The sequence below is a fragment of the Duganella rivi genome, from assembly GCF_009857435.1.
In the GTDB taxonomy this organism is placed as follows: Bacteria; Pseudomonadota; Gammaproteobacteria; order Burkholderiales; family Burkholderiaceae_D; genus Rugamonas; species Rugamonas rivi.
In genome coordinates, this window is record NZ_WWCK01000001.1 from 214,471 (window position 1) to 228,251 (window position 13,781).

20 protein-coding genes are annotated in these 13,781 nt (G+C 57.1%); 3 read left to right on the plus strand and 17 right to left on the minus strand.

Translation table 11 applies throughout. The features are described from left to right. Positions 1 to 138: 138 nt before the first annotated feature. The 9 genes from GTP45_RS00995 to GTP45_RS01035 all read right to left on the minus strand — a co-directional run bounded on the left by GTP45_RS00995 (position 139) and on the right by GTP45_RS01035 (position 5,045). Positions 139 to 705 carry a recombinase family protein gene (locus GTP45_RS00995; RefSeq protein WP_161012022.1) on the minus strand — a complete coding sequence of 189 codons (567 nt, stop codon included), beginning with the start codon at positions 703 to 705 and terminating at the stop codon, positions 139 to 141. Between the two features lie 223 nt (positions 706 to 928). Beyond that, positions 929 to 1,429 (minus strand): recombinase family protein, encoded by a 501-nt coding sequence (locus GTP45_RS01000; protein WP_161012023.1) that lies wholly within the window; start codon positions 1,427 to 1,429, stop codon positions 929 to 931. Further along, on the minus strand, positions 1,429 to 1,647 hold the full coding sequence (locus tag GTP45_RS01005) for a hypothetical protein (protein ID WP_161012024.1): 219 nt from the start codon (positions 1,645 to 1,647) through the stop codon (positions 1,429 to 1,431). The genes GTP45_RS01000 and GTP45_RS01005 overlap by 1 nt, the downstream gene beginning before the upstream one ends. Then, a complete protein-coding gene (locus tag GTP45_RS01010; RefSeq protein WP_161012025.1) occupies positions 1,637 to 1,879 on the minus strand; it encodes a hypothetical protein in 243 nt (80 codons plus the stop codon). The genes GTP45_RS01005 and GTP45_RS01010 overlap by 11 nt, the downstream gene beginning before the upstream one ends. After that, entirely contained in the window at positions 1,876 to 2,151 is a 276-nt protein-coding gene (locus GTP45_RS01015) for a hypothetical protein (protein WP_161012026.1), read from the minus strand. The genes GTP45_RS01010 and GTP45_RS01015 overlap by 4 nt, the downstream gene beginning before the upstream one ends. Before the next feature lie 322 nt (positions 2,152 to 2,473). Continuing rightward, positions 2,474 to 2,902: a hypothetical protein gene (locus GTP45_RS01020; RefSeq protein WP_161012027.1), complete on the minus strand. Its 429-nt coding sequence runs from the start codon at positions 2,900 to 2,902 to the stop codon at positions 2,474 to 2,476. Further along, positions 2,895 to 3,134 carry a hypothetical protein gene (locus GTP45_RS01025; RefSeq protein ID WP_161012028.1) on the minus strand — a complete coding sequence of 80 codons (240 nt, stop codon included), beginning with the start codon at positions 3,132 to 3,134 and terminating at the stop codon, positions 2,895 to 2,897. Before GTP45_RS01025 ends, GTP45_RS01020 begins: the two co-directional genes overlap by 8 nt. A 748-nt stretch (positions 3,135 to 3,882) precedes the next feature. Further along, positions 3,883 to 4,386: a Rha family transcriptional regulator gene (locus GTP45_RS01030; protein ID WP_161012029.1), complete on the minus strand. Its 504-nt coding sequence runs from the start codon at positions 4,384 to 4,386 to the stop codon at positions 3,883 to 3,885. Next, on the minus strand, positions 4,386 to 5,045 hold the full coding sequence (locus tag GTP45_RS01035) for a hypothetical protein (protein WP_161012030.1): 660 nt from the start codon (positions 5,043 to 5,045) through the stop codon (positions 4,386 to 4,388). Before GTP45_RS01035 ends, GTP45_RS01030 begins: the two co-directional genes overlap by 1 nt. A 283-nt stretch (positions 5,046 to 5,328) precedes the next feature. On the opposite strand from GTP45_RS01035, the gene GTP45_RS01040 reads away from it, so the two are divergent. After that, the gene (locus GTP45_RS01040; RefSeq protein ID WP_161012031.1) at positions 5,329 to 5,541 is read left to right on the plus strand and encodes a helix-turn-helix transcriptional regulator; all 213 of its coding nucleotides are present in this window, start codon (positions 5,329 to 5,331) and stop codon (positions 5,539 to 5,541) included. 43 nt (positions 5,542 to 5,584) lie between these two features. Here GTP45_RS01040 and GTP45_RS01045 read toward each other — a convergent pair whose 3' ends face one another. Both GTP45_RS01045 and GTP45_RS01050 read right to left on the minus strand, forming a co-directional pair. After that, positions 5,585 to 6,856, minus strand: a complete 1,272-nt coding sequence (locus tag GTP45_RS01045; protein ID WP_161012032.1) for a tyrosine-type recombinase/integrase — start codon at positions 6,854 to 6,856, stop codon at positions 5,585 to 5,587. Between the two features lie 1,102 nt (positions 6,857 to 7,958). Continuing rightward, the gene (locus tag GTP45_RS01050) at positions 7,959 to 8,636 is read right to left on the minus strand and encodes a hypothetical protein (RefSeq protein ID WP_161012033.1); all 678 of its coding nucleotides are present in this window, start codon (positions 8,634 to 8,636) and stop codon (positions 7,959 to 7,961) included. Positions 8,637 to 8,731: 95 nt separating this feature from the next. On the opposite strand from GTP45_RS01050, the gene GTP45_RS01055 reads away from it, so the two are divergent. Together GTP45_RS01055 and GTP45_RS01060 are read left to right on the plus strand one after the other, a co-directional pair. Further along, positions 8,732 to 9,433, plus strand: coding sequence for an SOS response-associated peptidase (locus GTP45_RS01055; RefSeq protein ID WP_161012034.1), 702 nt, complete (start codon positions 8,732 to 8,734; stop codon positions 9,431 to 9,433). 11 nt (positions 9,434 to 9,444) lie between these two features. Then, positions 9,445 to 9,672, plus strand: a complete 228-nt coding sequence (locus GTP45_RS01060; protein ID WP_161012035.1) for a hypothetical protein — start codon at positions 9,445 to 9,447, stop codon at positions 9,670 to 9,672. On the opposite strand, the gene GTP45_RS01065 is transcribed toward GTP45_RS01060, so the two are convergent. Genes GTP45_RS01065 through GTP45_RS01090 form a run of 6 tightly spaced genes read right to left on the minus strand, consistent with a single transcriptional unit; the run spans position 9,653 to position 13,778 of the window. Further along, positions 9,653 to 9,940, minus strand: a complete 288-nt coding sequence (locus GTP45_RS01065) for a hypothetical protein (RefSeq protein ID WP_229258291.1) — start codon at positions 9,938 to 9,940, stop codon at positions 9,653 to 9,655. The two genes, GTP45_RS01060 and GTP45_RS01065, sit on opposite strands and share 20 nt — an antisense overlap. Then, positions 9,937 to 10,356: a hypothetical protein gene (locus tag GTP45_RS01070; protein WP_229258292.1), complete on the minus strand. Its 420-nt coding sequence runs from the start codon at positions 10,354 to 10,356 to the stop codon at positions 9,937 to 9,939. Before GTP45_RS01070 ends, GTP45_RS01065 begins: the two co-directional genes overlap by 4 nt. Continuing rightward, the gene (locus tag GTP45_RS01075) at positions 10,341 to 11,297 is read right to left on the minus strand and encodes a lytic murein transglycosylase (RefSeq protein ID WP_161012036.1); all 957 of its coding nucleotides are present in this window, start codon (positions 11,295 to 11,297) and stop codon (positions 10,341 to 10,343) included. The genes GTP45_RS01070 and GTP45_RS01075 overlap by 16 nt, the downstream gene beginning before the upstream one ends. Then, the gene (locus GTP45_RS01080; RefSeq protein ID WP_161012037.1) at positions 11,294 to 11,479 is read right to left on the minus strand and encodes a hypothetical protein; all 186 of its coding nucleotides are present in this window, start codon (positions 11,477 to 11,479) and stop codon (positions 11,294 to 11,296) included. The genes GTP45_RS01075 and GTP45_RS01080 overlap by 4 nt, the downstream gene beginning before the upstream one ends. 53 nt (positions 11,480 to 11,532) lie before the next feature. Then, positions 11,533 to 11,742 (minus strand): hypothetical protein, encoded by a 210-nt coding sequence (locus GTP45_RS01085; protein WP_161012038.1) that lies wholly within the window; start codon positions 11,740 to 11,742, stop codon positions 11,533 to 11,535. After that, complete coding sequence (locus GTP45_RS01090; protein ID WP_161012039.1) at positions 11,739 to 13,778, minus strand: hypothetical protein; 2,040 nt, start codon at positions 13,776 to 13,778, stop codon at positions 11,739 to 11,741. Before GTP45_RS01090 ends, GTP45_RS01085 begins: the two co-directional genes overlap by 4 nt. Between the last annotated feature and the right edge of the window lie 3 nt (positions 13,779 to 13,781).

Below are 13,781 nucleotides of genomic sequence, written 5' to 3' on the forward strand. Positions count from 1 at the left end.
GCGCCATTAAACAGGCCACCGGCCCGGTGAATATCGCACTGTAGGCCTAGGAAAATATCTGTAGGCGCTTGCTGGCGCTGGTAGGCAGCATTGCACTGCCCGGAAGGGGAAGGCCCGTAGCGGGCCTCATATCGCGTCCTACGCTGCTTTGAGAATGGCGTACAGAGTAGCGCGACTGATGCCGTAGTCTTCCGCCAGCTTGGCCTTGTTTGCACCGGGTACTGCCGCCTCCTTGCGCAGCTTATCTTGCGTCTCCTTGTTCAGCTTGGCACTGCGCCCCATGTGCTTACCAGCAGCGCGGGCCTTGGCTTGCCCTTCGGCCCTACGGTCGTTAATCATCGCCAGTTCAAATGCAGACACAGCGCCCAGCATGGTCAGCATCATCTTATTCACCGGGTTATCTTTGTCACCAGTGAAGGTAAGCTGTTCTTTGTGGAAGGTGATGGTCACGCCCTTCTCCGTCAACTGCTGAACCAGCGACAGCAGATCGGCAGTGTTGCGGGCCAGTCGGCTAATCTCATGCACCACTACCGTGTCACCCTTGCGTACATGCGTCAGCATGCGCTTGAGTTCAGGGCGGTTAGTGTCGCTGCCGCTGCACTTGTCGGTGAACGTTTCATCCAGTTCGATGCCGTCCAACTGACGCACGGTGTTCTGGCCTACCGAGCTAACCCGTACATAACCAACTGTCTGACCCTTGCTCATATTGCGCCCCATGTGTGAATGTGTACGGAAAGTATAGAGGACTTTACGGAATGTGTAAAGAAACTCTGAACAGCATACTTCTTGGACACGATGTTATGCGGGTTTGCGGGGAGGCAGCACTGGTGAGTGGAAAGTATGCCTTGTTGGACAGTCCAGAAACGACAAAGGCCGAACCACAACCCGGTGATGGGTCATGATCCGGCCTACGGTGGTAGATGCTGGTTCAGTGCAGATACACTTGAGGGACTTGAAGCGAACGTTGCAGAACCTTGCTGACGGTATCACCGCGCCACGCTCCCTTGTTCGCTGTTGGCACGCCAAGCTGGTTGAGGTTGTCAGCGATGGCTGTGTACGTCATGCCTGTACCGCGCAGCAATCGAATCGGGCCAGCAATACGTGACGCGAACCCGTCAGCCTTCGCCTTGACGGCTGCTGCACCCTTCCGGCCAGCCTCTTTCAAGTTCACCCGGTTGCCCAGCACAATGCCTCGTTCCTGAGCATTAGCCAGCCCGATCTTCGTCAGGTTAGAGTGACTAGCGCGTTCGTGGATGCCGTGCAGCATGTGGTGATGGGCCTTGCAGACGGTCAGCAGGTTGAACCCGTCATTGGTTCCACCCAGCAGCACCGGCATGATGTGATGCTGATGCAGGTTGGTTGTGGCCTCGCAGTAGTTGCACTTCTTTGCACGCTTCTTGCCGAGCGCTGGTGATGTTGATGCTGTCATTACTTCTGTCCTCCTTGTACGCTGCTTGCCAGCGCGATTAAACTTTCAATTACTTGGCTACCTGTACGGCCCGATGCTGCACCAAGGCGCTTGAGCGCAGCCCACGATGCCGGTGGAAGCAGGATCATCCCTCGTTCAAGCAAACCGTTACTGCCGTAGATCAAGCGCTGGCGCACTGGCCCGTCATTAGTGCGGAATGAGGTGTACTTATCGAACATGGGCTGCTCCCTTCGGGGCATACTTGGTCAGGTGCTTGCCGACGAAGGCATTGAAGCTGGCCTTCTCCTGTTCTGCCTTGGTCAGCGCTGGTGCTGGCTTGTCGGCCACTGGTGCGCTGAACATGCCCTTCGTGCTGGCGAGTGTCTTGTCAGCCTTTGCAATGGCGCGGTGCGCTTTCGCTGTCTGGGCGTTGGATTCGGCAATCAGCCGACGTGTAATCGCGTTCTTCATTTTGATTCCTTCACTTTGATATTCCGCTTGTCAGCCTCGATGACCAAGGATTCAAGCAACTTGCTGGTACTGATGTTGTTGGCTTTGCAGAGTCGCCAAGCTGCCTTCCATGCGTCTTCTGACAGGAACACGGTACGGCGCTCAAGGCGCTTACCGCATGCGAGAGTTGCGATGGCCCGGTGAACACCGGGAATCTGGTCATACGGTTCTTGGACGACCGCTGCTGCTAGTGTCGTGGACGGGCTAACAGGCCCGAACAGTGCTGCTTTCATTTGGTTTCCTTTGATGCTTGTGGCTGCATAGCGCAGCCTTGTTGATAGACTTCCTGAATCACCTTCCACGCCTTCTCTGGCATGTTTGCAAAGCGACGTTCGAGCGTCAGTTCAGGTGCGTAAGTTGCGCGGGCTAGCACAGGGCCAGGACTCCGCGAAGGCGCTGATTTAGTTGCTGTCATTGCTTTTCCTTCTTGTTTTGACCTACCACGGACGAACGGGGTCAACCGGGTTGACGGGAACGACAGTGGCAGGTGGAGAGTTGAAACGATGTGGCCTGTTCAGGCCGGGATACGCACCGGGAAGGTGGTAGAGGACTTGCTTACAGCTTGGCTGCTTGGTCTTTCAGACGGCGCAGAGCGTTGGTCTGGTCTGCGATCTGGGCGTCAAGCTTGGCTTTCGCTTCGGCACGCTGCATGTCGGCCATCATCTTGCGGGCCGCTGCTTCGACTTCACGCTGGCGGTCAATCTCTTGCAGTTCCAGTGCGTGACCGGTGGTCTTGTTAGCCCGGTCAATCGTTTCTTGATCTGGACTACCGAGTACCAGCGTTACGGCAATCTGTCCGTTGGTTGAGAAGAACTGCGGGCTGATATCTGGCGAGCAGATATAGCCGTTCCGCATGTGAACTGCTGCCTCTGCCAGCACAGTGCCGGGATAGTCATGCAGGTTGATGGCGTAGGGCTTCGTGTTCGGAGTCGTTGCTGGCGCTACTGCTGGTGCTTCTACTGCTGGTGCTGCTGTCTTAGTCATGGTCTGATTCCTTTGTTGGCTTGTTTAAAGTGTTACGGATGTAGTCTGAAACTCGGTGGCGGTTCCACTCCAACCCGCTGGCGGTCTGGAAGCCCGCTTTGGTCAGGTGGTTGGCGATGATGCGTAGCGAGGCTACCGGGCGTAGCGTGCTGATGATGCGATTAACGGCGGTGTAGTAGTCGTCATTGTTCAGGCGACCGCCGAAGCTTGGTGCTGCTTGAAATGCGGGCATGGGTGTGGCTCCTTACTGATAGGATTGATCGGATGTTGGATGGGGAAACTGGTGCTGCTAGGAGAGATTCGGACAGGTGCGTACTTCTTCTTACTTATACCGCTATTTTATAGCATGCGACCTAGTTTGTCAAATAAGCCCACAGTTTCCACCAACTGTCAAGTGCCGGTTGAATACTTCATCAATACCCCTACTGTGAAACGGGTTACTTTGACTAGGCTCCCACCGGGAATCGTGCAGGGTAAGTGCAGAAAATCATGCTTTCGCTAAAGGGGTAAGTCAGCTACGTACCCATGCTTGGCATTTTCCTCGTACCGATGAAAACGCGATTTTGCTTAACTAAACTGTGCAGGAAGGCGAAATACGAAACCGGGCAGACAGGCAGATTACGAAGCTGGGCAGCAGGAAGAATGCAGAGCTATGCAGGAGACTAGGCAGAAGTCAAGAAGTATAGCTATGTAGTATAGCCTTAATTGACAAAGTGTTGCTTTGATGCTACAATAACCCCGAACGAGCGGAGCGAGTGAGGATATGTAGTATTACCTAAGCTATATACTAGGTAGTACACTATGTATTCTTATATTAAGAAGAAGATAGTTGAGTAGTTGGTAGTTTATTAAGTTTAACACCTAAGCAATACTACTTAATCTATATTGCCTAAGCTAGCCGGTCAGGCTCTACCACCGTCCCGGCGATGCTCGGTCAAGGCCAACTACCGACCACTCCCGACCCCGCCCACCTTCTCACCCTACCCTGCAAAACACTCCAAGGTCATTAGAGGCCCGTAGAGCGATTTAAATAGGTCGATGGCTACCAGCATACCAACCGAGTAATAATCGCCGCTTGGAGGTGCCTTAAAATCGATTCTAGCCACATCCTCGATTGCCACGGACAGCACTATAGACCATTTCCGGGAGAATTCAAGGTGAACACCTCCCTGCCCTGCCAAGCGCCAAGCGTCGTAAATCTTAGCTTGCAGTTCGTAGCTGTAGGACATAGCCATCAGCATAGCTTCGCGTTCTGGGAAGTTGTAGATATTCCGCACCTGTGTACCGCCAGCCCCATTCTTGTAGGTAGTAGTTCCAATAAATTTTGGAGCTACGTTTTGGCCTAGCACCTTCGGCACTTTGGTGATGAAGCTGTCGTGTCGCAGCACAGCAGCACCGGGCATACGAGTTGCGTTGATGTAGTCAACCATTTGCAGCGAAGACATGGTAGGCACACCGTTGATTTCGGTCAGGGTCATGCCCATTACTTCGCCTTCGGCTTCGCTACTTCCAGTTCAGCTTCCGTAGCTGACAGTTCCAGTTTCAGCACGTTTGCTTGCTTACGCTCGGCAATCCATGCCTCCGCTGCTGCGACAGGATCATCGAAGTTCGGCAGTAGCGCTACCGGAGCTTCCTGCTTACTTACCTTGGCTTCCGCTTCGTCCCATGCGTCCAGAACGGCAGCTTGCAGATCGTAGCTGTAGGACATAGCCATGCGGATAGCTTCCTTACGTGGGAAGTTGTAGATGGCTTGGTCACGCAAACCACCCGTACCGGAGGCATATTTTTTGGTTCCTAAAAACTTAGGAGCCATAATATCGCCAAGTACCGTAGGCACTTTTGCCATAAAGTTATCATGGCGCAGGATTGCTGAACCCGGCTTGCGAATGTGGTTGATGAAGTCCACGATATCCAGCGACGACATGGTTTTGGTGCCGTCCTCGTTAGTTACGATTCGCAGTGCAGGGATGTTCTCTGCTGCTACGCTCACAACAGCGCTAGGAGCGCGTCCAGCGGTGCGGGAGTTCTGTACGGTGGCTACGGTGCCGGTCGAACCTTCTGGAACGAACTGGGTAGGCTGCGGCACGTTACTGATTGGCGCTGCACCTCCCAGCACTTCCGGCATCGCCAGCAGATCGCTCACCAGTGCTTAAACTTTCAGCAGCCAATTTTTCGGCCACTGGTTTTGATGCCGACGCCCGAAGGCCAGGAGTGGCGCTACTTCCGCCCAGTTTGACCCATTATCAAGGCTCAAAAGTTGTCCACAGACGTTTGGGTTTTACACAGTAACCCCATGAAATTAAAGACTTTTTTCTTCAAAAAGATGCTTGCAATTGACGGAAACGGTCGGCTATGATGCTGACCGATGCGCAATCACGCCCATCAACTCTACAGGAGCCGACAAACACGTAATACAAGGAGGTACAATGCAGCAGCAATTCCACGAACACCCACACATCCAACTGCTCACTGACAAGCAGGTTGCCGGGATACTGGGTATCAGCAAGTCCGGGGTCTGGGCGAAAGTCAAAGACGAAATAGGCTTCCCGCAGCCGTTCAAACTCTCTGCCAACGCAACACGCTGGAAGCTATCAGCGGTTGAAGCCTTCATAAACCTGAAAGCTGGCACGATCCACTAAAAGAGAAAAGCCGCTACGTTCGCACGCAGCGGCCTTAATGCGTTTACGCAGCCTCAGCGATAGGCGGAGGTTGCAGCGGAATCACCTTGCCGCCCCGCTGCGCAGCAGCCAGTTGTTCGCCCCACCACTTGTACAAAGCAATGCGCTGCTCAAAGCGCTCGCCACGGTCATAGGCACGCACCACCTCGTTATCATGGGCATGATCCAGCGCCAGTTCCACCACGTCGCGCTCGAAGCCGTTATCACGAGCCAGCGTCGTGAACGCACTGCGCCAGCCGTGCGGAGTGTGCTTCTTCGCCAGCTTCAACGTTACCCGGTAAGCCTTCTCGACGGACTCGCAGGTAATGTGCTTGCCACCAGCGGGCGACGGGAACAGGAAGCCACGACCACCGATCAGATTCCGCCAGTTACGCAACTCCACTGCTATCTCGGCACACAGAGGGATGCGGTGATCCATTTCACGATCCTTGACCTTCATCTTGTCGCGTGGAATCGTCCATACAGGCTGTTCGCTATCCAGATCAAACTCCTTCCACTCTGCCTCAATGATGTTCCCGATACGGGCAGCAGTGAAGGCGCAGAGTCGGTGCGCCATGCGCACAGAACCGGACAAGTGAGCAATCTCAGCACGGCGCAGCAGGTCGCCAAGAGAGGCATAGTCCAACAGCGCTGGCATCCGTCCACCATCCTTCTTGCGCGGCAGTACCTCGCGTGCCGGTGCTGCCGGGTTGTGTAGGAGATGCCCCTTCGCTTGGGCGTAACGAAATACCCCGTTCAGGTGTTGAAGGATGCGGGACGCGGTTTCCAGCACATCGCGCTTGTTGATAGCCAGCACGGTCGTGGCGACCATCGCGGGCGTGATACCCCCAACTGGAAGCTTGCCCAGCGCCGGGTACACGTCACGCTCGAACGCACGCTGCGACTTCTCGAAGTGAGTCTTGCCCCACTCCTTCTTCTTCATTGCAAACCATTCAGCAGCCACCACCTCGAACGTATTGTCAGAACTGGCAGCGCTCGCAGCACGATTCAACCGGCGACTGATTACCGGGTCACGGCCTTCCAGCAGCAAGCTCTTTACCTCAGTAAGCTCAATGCGGGCCGCTGCCAGCGTAACCAGCGGATAGGTGCCAATCGAGTACAGTCGTTCCTTGCCGTCGAAGCGGTACTTGATACGCCACGTTGCCCCACCTGCCGGTGTAATGAACAGGTGCAGCCCACCACCGTCTGCCAGCTTCTTGCCGCTCTCAGCCTTGGCTACGAACGCCCTAATTGCCTTATCCGTAAGCTTCGATACCCCGATACCCCCAGCCATCATTTTCCTTTCAGTTCGTTTTCACGGAACGCCCCCGTTAATACCCCCAGTATGACTGGATGGGGTTGGACTTGGCAAGGTGGGGTTAGAGGCTAAGTAACTGTAAACACAAAAGAAAACGCCGTCACTTGGACGGCGTTGGATGCTACTAGAGTATTTTGTGGTGGAGTCGGCGGGAATCGAACCCGCAGTAAATGAGAAGCCATGCGGGCTACACGGCGATGGCTGGCATAAAGTTGCCATTTATCTGGAAATCCCATTGTGAGGCTTGCCACTGTTGAAGTAAAAAGGGACCGGTTTCCCGGCCCCCTTTTTCAATCTAGCTTATCGCTTACTGTTGGGTGTAATGTTGGTAGGTACCCAAACACCACCCGGCTTCGAGGTGGGGGGGGCGCGATGATTGTCAGGAATGGTGGCATAGTTGCTAGTCGAGCCGCCGCGCGGACCCTGCTCGCGATAAATACCACCTCGATTACCTGGCGTCTGACCAGGCTTGATACCATTCGAATTTGCCATGTAGGCCTCCGATTCCGTTACAAGTAAATTGTTGTAGTGCGGGTTAACCCGCATTAGAATGGAGTCCTCAGAAACGTTATTACAACGCAACTGAGGACTAGCGCTTTTACGATATTCTGATCATATGGGTGCTAGCCATATCCGATCCCTGCCTTTCCAGCTCAACATTGCTGGTTATGTTTACCGCCCGTCAGCGGCTGGGTTCAAAATACGGGGTCTCTGGTCTGCAAACCGAGACCCCATTCCTTATCATGCCAACCACAATATCTAGTGGCTGGTCATCAAGATTTGTCCGATTGTAGTAGCCGTCATTTTCTCGTGCAAGGGGAAATTTTGTCGTTTACGGCAATTTTTCTATTGACTTTGCGAAAGGCCTTTTACCACGAGGCGCGCGGCGATAGCGCTCACTAACGCGAGCTCATCCGAATGCATAAAAAATACTCAATTCTCTATGAAAAACCGCTAGCGATCTGTGCATAAGTTGGCATTTTGATAGTTATTTGTGCAATACCGATGATGCAGCAGTACATTTCGCCTACGACGACGGAGTAAGGAGGCGTGCAGTTACGCCAAAAGTTACGCCAACGAATTACCGTAACCTCCTTGCCTCCGCTTTCGACAATTCCCGCTCCTTGACGTCGATCTCGCACAGCCAGCCGGCGCGCTCCAACTGCTCCGGCCTGTCACCGTGCGCCGGACTTACGTGCAGCCCACCTAGCTCGAAGGTGGAGTCCGACATCCAGAGCAGGCCGCAATTGACCAGCCGCTTTTGCGGGAAGGTTGAAATCTGGTGGCCGTGCAGCTCGGCGCACGGCGTATGGCGCTGGAGCGCGGCGGAGTAGTCGCCGGCGACCACCAATCTGCCGCGCGTGCCGCTTCCATCACGCACCGCGCTCCTGGGAATGGCCACGCCCGACTGGTACATGTCCTTGACCCGAAAGCCGACTGCAGCGTCGGGCACGTAGAGCTGGCAAACCCAAGTCTGCGAGGTGCTTCGGATTTTTTGATATTCGTCCTTGCGCTCCTCGATACCACTAAGAGCTAGTGTCCACCCTTTAAACTGCACGAGTTCCGGCACGGCCAACTGGGCGAGAATGCGCTTCTGCTCGCCGATTGGATACAAGCGCGCCACCTTAGACGGCCGGCGGTTGCCATCCAGCGTTACGTCGACCACCAGCAACTCCAGCAGCGATGCGCCCTCGACCACAGGCACCGCGCTGGCCAGCGCCGCGCCATCCTCACGCCGCCGTTGTGCCCACACCTTCATTGTTTTGTCCCAAATAAATACTGTTTATTCATACAGTATATCAGGTGCGGCTAATCGCGCTATTATAGAAATCCTAACGTTAGGAGTGAGCCGTCATGTGCGTGAACTTTCGACCACCAGACCCGGAAATGCTCGATGCGGTCATGGGCGTGATCATTGACCTGCACGACACTGGATTTTGGAAAACGGAAACGTGGAAGGACTACGGCGCGCCGATCGTGCGCCGCGGCGCCGACGGCCAGCGCGAGGGCGTGTTGGCCAGCTACGGCATCGTGCCGCGCAAGCGCATCCCCGCCGGCGTCAAGCCGTTCGACACGATGAACGCGCGCGCCGAGACAGTCGGACAGCTCCGCTCGTTTTCGAGCGCATGGAAGAATTCCCAGCTATGCCTGGTGCCGATGACCAGCTTCTACGAACCGAACTACGAGAGTGGTAAGCCGGTGCGTTGGGGCATCGGCATGGCCGACGAGTCAATGTTCGCCGTGGCAGGCCTTTGGCGCGCATGGGATGGTGAGCACGGCCCGGAGTACAGCTTCACCCAGTTGACGATCAACGCCGACGAGCACCCGCTGATGCGCCGCTTCCACAAGCCTGGGGATGAGAAGCGCGCGCTGGTGATCGTGCCGCAGGCTGAATGGGACGACTGGCTGGCCTGCACCGCCCCCGAGTTCGCGCGCAGCTTCCTGCGCCACTACCCCGCCGAGTCGATGCGTGCTTGGGAATTCCCGGTGCCGCCACGCGCCACGAAAGCGGATCCGGCCGCGCCGGCACCAGACAGACAGATGGGATTATTATGACAAGCGAACCGATGCAAGATCGCCCACCCGAAGGCAGCCTCGTCCGCCAGCGCGGCGACCCGAATGGCCAGGTGATGTGGGTTAAGTCGCCTGCTCTTGGAGAAGAGCACGACTGGGAGGGTGTGCGGAACGGAGTCTACTGCGAGTGGGTCATCGACGGCGAGCCGCGGTTTGAGGTGTTTCGCCCCAGCGACCTCGTGGTTGTCGATGCCGCGACCGTCAGCGACAACCAGCAATAACCGCCTCCAGTTCACCGGTGTACTTCCGGTACCGCACCCAGTCTCGAACCAGCGCAAGGATCTTGTCGCCATCGCTGGCCGTGGCCGGCAGCTGATCGAACTCATACGCAGGCGGCACCGGGGCGCTCCTCACGCACGGGACGGCCACCGGCACCTGAACCGTTTGCGTGGCTGGTGCCGGGCCGCCGGCGCAACTAGCCAACATGCAGGAGTAGAAGAAAACAGCAGGTGCAGCGAAAATCCGCAGGTGGTGCAGGCGCGCCATCATCGTACTTTCTCCAACAGTTGGTTCACGTAGGGCATGGCGTCCGCGCAACTGGCCGCCCGCACGCCGGTGATCTGCTGCAGCGCCTGGTCGTACCGACGACCATTCGCCGCGGCGGCTTGCTGGGCCGCCGCCCCGCGAGCCTCTGCCTCACGCGCCAACTTGGCCTGCGCCAGAATTGCCGTGTTTTGAGCATCAACGCCAGCACGCAGTTGCGCATTGATACCCTGCTCCGTTCTCAGGTCGACCATCGCCTTGTCGCGCGCGGCGCTCGCCAGCCACCATCCCGTGCCGGAGCCGACGCCTACCACCATCAACATAATGGCCAGCACTACCGTCGCCGCCTTCCAGAGGTAACTAACCAGCGCGCCGCTGGCGCCGGCCACCACATCAGCCAACGGACTCACGATACCGACCATGCCGCGAGGTATTTCTGCACGCGCACCTTGAACACGTTGTGCACGTGCTCGCGGTTGATATCGCAAGCCGACCGGCCGCCGTACAGCGGCTGGCGCGACTTCAAGCAGTGGTGCTCCACGTGCCCAAACCAATGCGCTGGATCGCAAGCCTTGGCCAGCGCGCAGGCGCGGCGCTCGCGCTGCACGCCACCCGGGCCGCCGTTGTAGCCGGCATCGCCGAACTCCAGCGCGGCCGGCGCCTGCCGGAACTGGCGCGCCGAGTCCCGCGACATCAGCACCAGCGCACGGAATTGCAGATCAGGTCGCTGGTACACGGTCGACCACGTCAATGCGCCCAGCTCGGCGCCGTACTGCCCGCGCAGATCAGCAAGCGCGTCAAAGCGGGTGCTGCCGTCGGCACGGTAGGCACGCGTGATCTGGCCGACGCCAGCGCCCTCTTCCCTCTCGGTCTTCAACTTCGCGCCCGGATTCCAGCAGCCGCGCGAGCGCAGCGAGATGCACGACTCCTGCTCGACCAAACTGGCCAGTAGGACTGGACGCGGGTGATCCGGCCACAGGCGCTGCTGCTCGGATTTTAGTAGTGGCATGTACTTCACGGCGCCGGCCGGCAGTTGATCGGCCGCGTGTGCGCGCGGCGAGAACACCAACAGCAGGCCGACCAGCACGATGGCGATCGCGATCAGCGCGAGGCCGGCGCCAGTCGACTCCTTGCCGGCGGTCTCGAACAACTTGCTCATATCGGCTGCCGGATAGTCCAGCAACTTCTTGCGGATCATGTGCGAAGCGGCAACGGCCCAGATTCCTTGCAGCATGGCCAGTCCGCCCAAGGCAGTAGCCCAGCCGCTGTCAGGATCCGAAGCCAAGGAGCCGAGCGCGGCCAGCAGCGTGCCAACGAACAGAAATACCGCGCGGTGGCGGGTGATGTAAGTCCAGATGCTCATTTCATACCTTTCACAGAACCGTAGGCGGCGATACCTACGATGGTTACGATGATGGCCTTCCAGAGCATGGCCCAGACGCCTCGGCCCAGATCGCTATAGAAGCGTTCAGTCACTTTCTTGTCCAACAGCTGAACTATCGCCTCCACATCAGAGTCGGTCAGCTTGCGGTCTTCTTCTGGCATGAGAGCCCTTTCACTGTTTGGAATCGGCAAATAAATACGTGAACACAAATCGACTACTCAGTTGGCTCATCGATGGGCACCTCAGGATCGACTAAAACAGGCGGATCGTCGGCCGCCACCGGCGCCGACGGATAAGTGATCGTGTACGAACCGATCACATCGAACTGGAAGTCGACGCCGTCAGCGTGAAGGCGATCCTCCAGTGTCTGGATAGACATAAAGGGGCCGAACGTCCCCGCTTCCGAAACGATGATCGTGCTCATGCGCAGGCCTCCAGTCGCTTGATCGTGGCGCCGAACGGCCCAAGAGTTTCAAGCCCCCAGGACTCATTCGCCGCTGCTCCATACGTACCCGCACTGAAGGCTGCGGCCATAGCCGAAATGGCATGCACACCGGCCGAGGAAAACACACCATCGCCGGAAGAAGTACCCGGGCCGGCCGCGCTATACGCTTTGCCACCAGCCTGCAACAGGGTGTAGCTCCGATTTCCATACTGGTCGCTGGAGGCCGGCAAGCTGATTGACTTCCTGAACCCCTTACTGCCGACCAGCACCGGTGCCGCGCCGGCGCAATCGATGGACAGCAGATACGCCGCGACGCTGTCCGAGAACGCAAAGCACGCGACGCTGGACGAACTGAGTAGAGCAACTGAGTCTTGATTGACCGTGTTGGTGGCGATGTAGGTTAAAGAAGCACCAGCAGACGCCGTACCTGCGGTATCCGTCAAGAGATCGATCTGCACTTTGGAGGTTCCGCTCAGGGCGTATATAAACGCCGTCTTGTTTGAATTGACTTGCAAAAAATCGCCGGACGCCAAGGATTGATTGCCGGTCAGGCTGGCTACTAGAACACTTGAGCAAGTCTCGGTCGCCCCCGATAATTTAAAGATTGCCAAGATCAGGCCTGCGTTGGTAACAGTGGACGCCACAATGTTTCCATTGCCGTTTACGGCCGCGCGGAAACTATTAGCCAATGACGTATTCGGAGTCGTCGTTGCGGCAGTTCCAATTGCAAATGACGCACCCGAAACCGTGTAGGGGACACACGTGAGGAATTTAGGGCCACCATCGTAATACAGGGCGCGCACAACGTTCCCCGCAGCGAATAATTTGGCCGCCGCCCCAGCGGCTCCTGAGTTAATCAAGTTCTCAGTTCCGATCGTCGGGGTTGTCCCGCTCACAGTCAGCGCAGTTAGAGCGGCGTTTTGCGAGTAGAGATAGGACAGCACAAACGACGCGCCAACTGCGAGCAGTGGCACCGAATCAGAGACCGTGCTACTGATTGATCTAGTTGCCGCGCTTCCCGAATTGACGTTAAGGCTCACGCCCGTGACCGAAACTGTGACAGCTTGCAGGGTGCCGCCTACTGCACTAACAACCAGCAGCTGATTCGCAGCCGAAAGGATTGCGCTACGCAGGGTGAACGCGCCGCTGCGGATCAACGCGGGCGCGCCCCAGCTATTTGTCGATGAATCAAAGACAACGCCATACAGCGAGCCGAACAAGAAAAAGGTGCGGTTCGTATCAATCTGCACGCGCTGGAGGAAGGCGGCGCTGGCCGTACTGATAGCTGCCGTCTCCAGAATGGCCGTTACACCGACCTTCTGAATACCCGACATGCCCCACATGCCGGCGATAGTCGTATTGTCGGACAAACCGATCATCGCTGTCGAACGAGCGCGCACCCAACCGAGTTTATTGCCCGAATTGTCCCTGATGCCGTAGTCGACGTCGCCTGCGTTGTACACCGCGAACATCGCTATACCCTTCTGACAAGTGGTCGCGTCAGGGAGAATCAAGAAGTAACCAGCTGAAGCCGGCGTGACGGTGATCGCCGCCGGCGACGTCGCAGTGAGCGCCGCGCTAGCGGTCAGCAGCTGGCCACCCAGTCCGAGAGAAAAAACTTGAATTGCCCAATGTGTAGGATCTAGAGAAGGGTCGACAGCACCCGAGCCAGCGCCAATGCGTCGATATGGGAGATGGTTGGCCGGAGCCCAAACGACATCACCATCACCATAAACGGCGCCGCTCACCCACTTCACCGATGCGCTTGCCGACGCGGCCGCGATCGCTGCGGAATTTGCATCGGTGGCCGACGCAGCGGCCGCTAGCGCGCTAAGATAAGCTCGCAGAGCGTTCTGGTAGGTATTCAGGCCCAGGGCGTTCATCTGGTTGCCAAATGGCGCTTGCGCCGCTGTCCAAGCATCAGCCATCGGATCAAAGTTGACCGGATCGCTTGTGCTTGGGCCAGGCGGAAGTTGATCCGCCGGCGTAGGTTGTACGGGTGCATCGAGTATCATGGG

Coding starts and splice junctions, on each gene's coding strand:
- GTP45_RS01010 (WP_161012025.1), bottom strand. CDS start 1,879: ATGAAGAACGCGATTACACGTCGGCTGATTGCCGAATCCAACGCCCAG.
- GTP45_RS01000 (WP_161012023.1), bottom strand. CDS start 1,429: ATGACAGCATCAACATCACCAGCGCTCGGCAAGAAGCGTGCAAAGAAG.
- GTP45_RS01075 (WP_161012036.1), bottom strand. CDS start 11,297: ATGAGCATCTGGACTTACATCACCCGCCACCGCGCGGTATTTCTGTTC.
- GTP45_RS01005 (WP_161012024.1), bottom strand. CDS start 1,647: ATGTTCGATAAGTACACCTCATTCCGCACTAATGACGGGCCAGTGCGC.
- GTP45_RS01045 (WP_161012032.1), bottom strand. CDS start 6,856: ATGATGGCTGGGGGTATCGGGGTATCGAAGCTTACGGATAAGGCAATT.
- GTP45_RS01065 (WP_229258291.1), bottom strand. CDS start 9,940: ATGATGGCGCGCCTGCACCACCTGCGGATTTTCGCTGCACCTGCTGTT.
- GTP45_RS01030 (WP_161012029.1), bottom strand. CDS start 4,386: ATGGGCATGACCCTGACCGAAATCAACGGTGTGCCTACCATGTCTTCG.
- GTP45_RS01070 (WP_229258292.1), bottom strand. CDS start 10,356: ATGGTCGGTATCGTGAGTCCGTTGGCTGATGTGGTGGCCGGCGCCAGC.
- GTP45_RS01020 (WP_161012027.1), bottom strand. CDS start 2,902: ATGACTAAGACAGCAGCACCAGCAGTAGAAGCACCAGCAGTAGCGCCA.
- GTP45_RS01025 (WP_161012028.1), bottom strand. CDS start 3,134: ATGCCCGCATTTCAAGCAGCACCAAGCTTCGGCGGTCGCCTGAACAAT.
- GTP45_RS01085 (WP_161012038.1), bottom strand. CDS start 11,742: ATGAGCACGATCATCGTTTCGGAAGCGGGGACGTTCGGCCCCTTTATG.
- GTP45_RS01015 (WP_161012026.1), bottom strand. CDS start 2,151: ATGAAAGCAGCACTGTTCGGGCCTGTTAGCCCGTCCACGACACTAGCA.
- GTP45_RS01060 (WP_161012035.1), top strand. CDS start 9,445: ATGCAAGATCGCCCACCCGAAGGCAGCCTCGTCCGCCAGCGCGGCGAC.
- GTP45_RS01050 (WP_161012033.1), bottom strand. CDS start 8,636: ATGAAGGTGTGGGCACAACGGCGGCGTGAGGATGGCGCGGCGCTGGCC.
- GTP45_RS01090 (WP_161012039.1), bottom strand. CDS start 13,778: ATGATACTCGATGCACCCGTACAACCTACGCCGGCGGATCAACTTCCG.
- GTP45_RS01080 (WP_161012037.1), bottom strand. CDS start 11,479: ATGCCAGAAGAAGACCGCAAGCTGACCGACTCTGATGTGGAGGCGATA.
- GTP45_RS01055 (WP_161012034.1), top strand. CDS start 8,732: ATGTGCGTGAACTTTCGACCACCAGACCCGGAAATGCTCGATGCGGTC.
- GTP45_RS00995 (WP_161012022.1), bottom strand. CDS start 705: ATGAGCAAGGGTCAGACAGTTGGTTATGTACGGGTTAGCTCGGTAGGC.
- GTP45_RS01040 (WP_161012031.1), top strand. CDS start 5,329: ATGCAGCAGCAATTCCACGAACACCCACACATCCAACTGCTCACTGAC.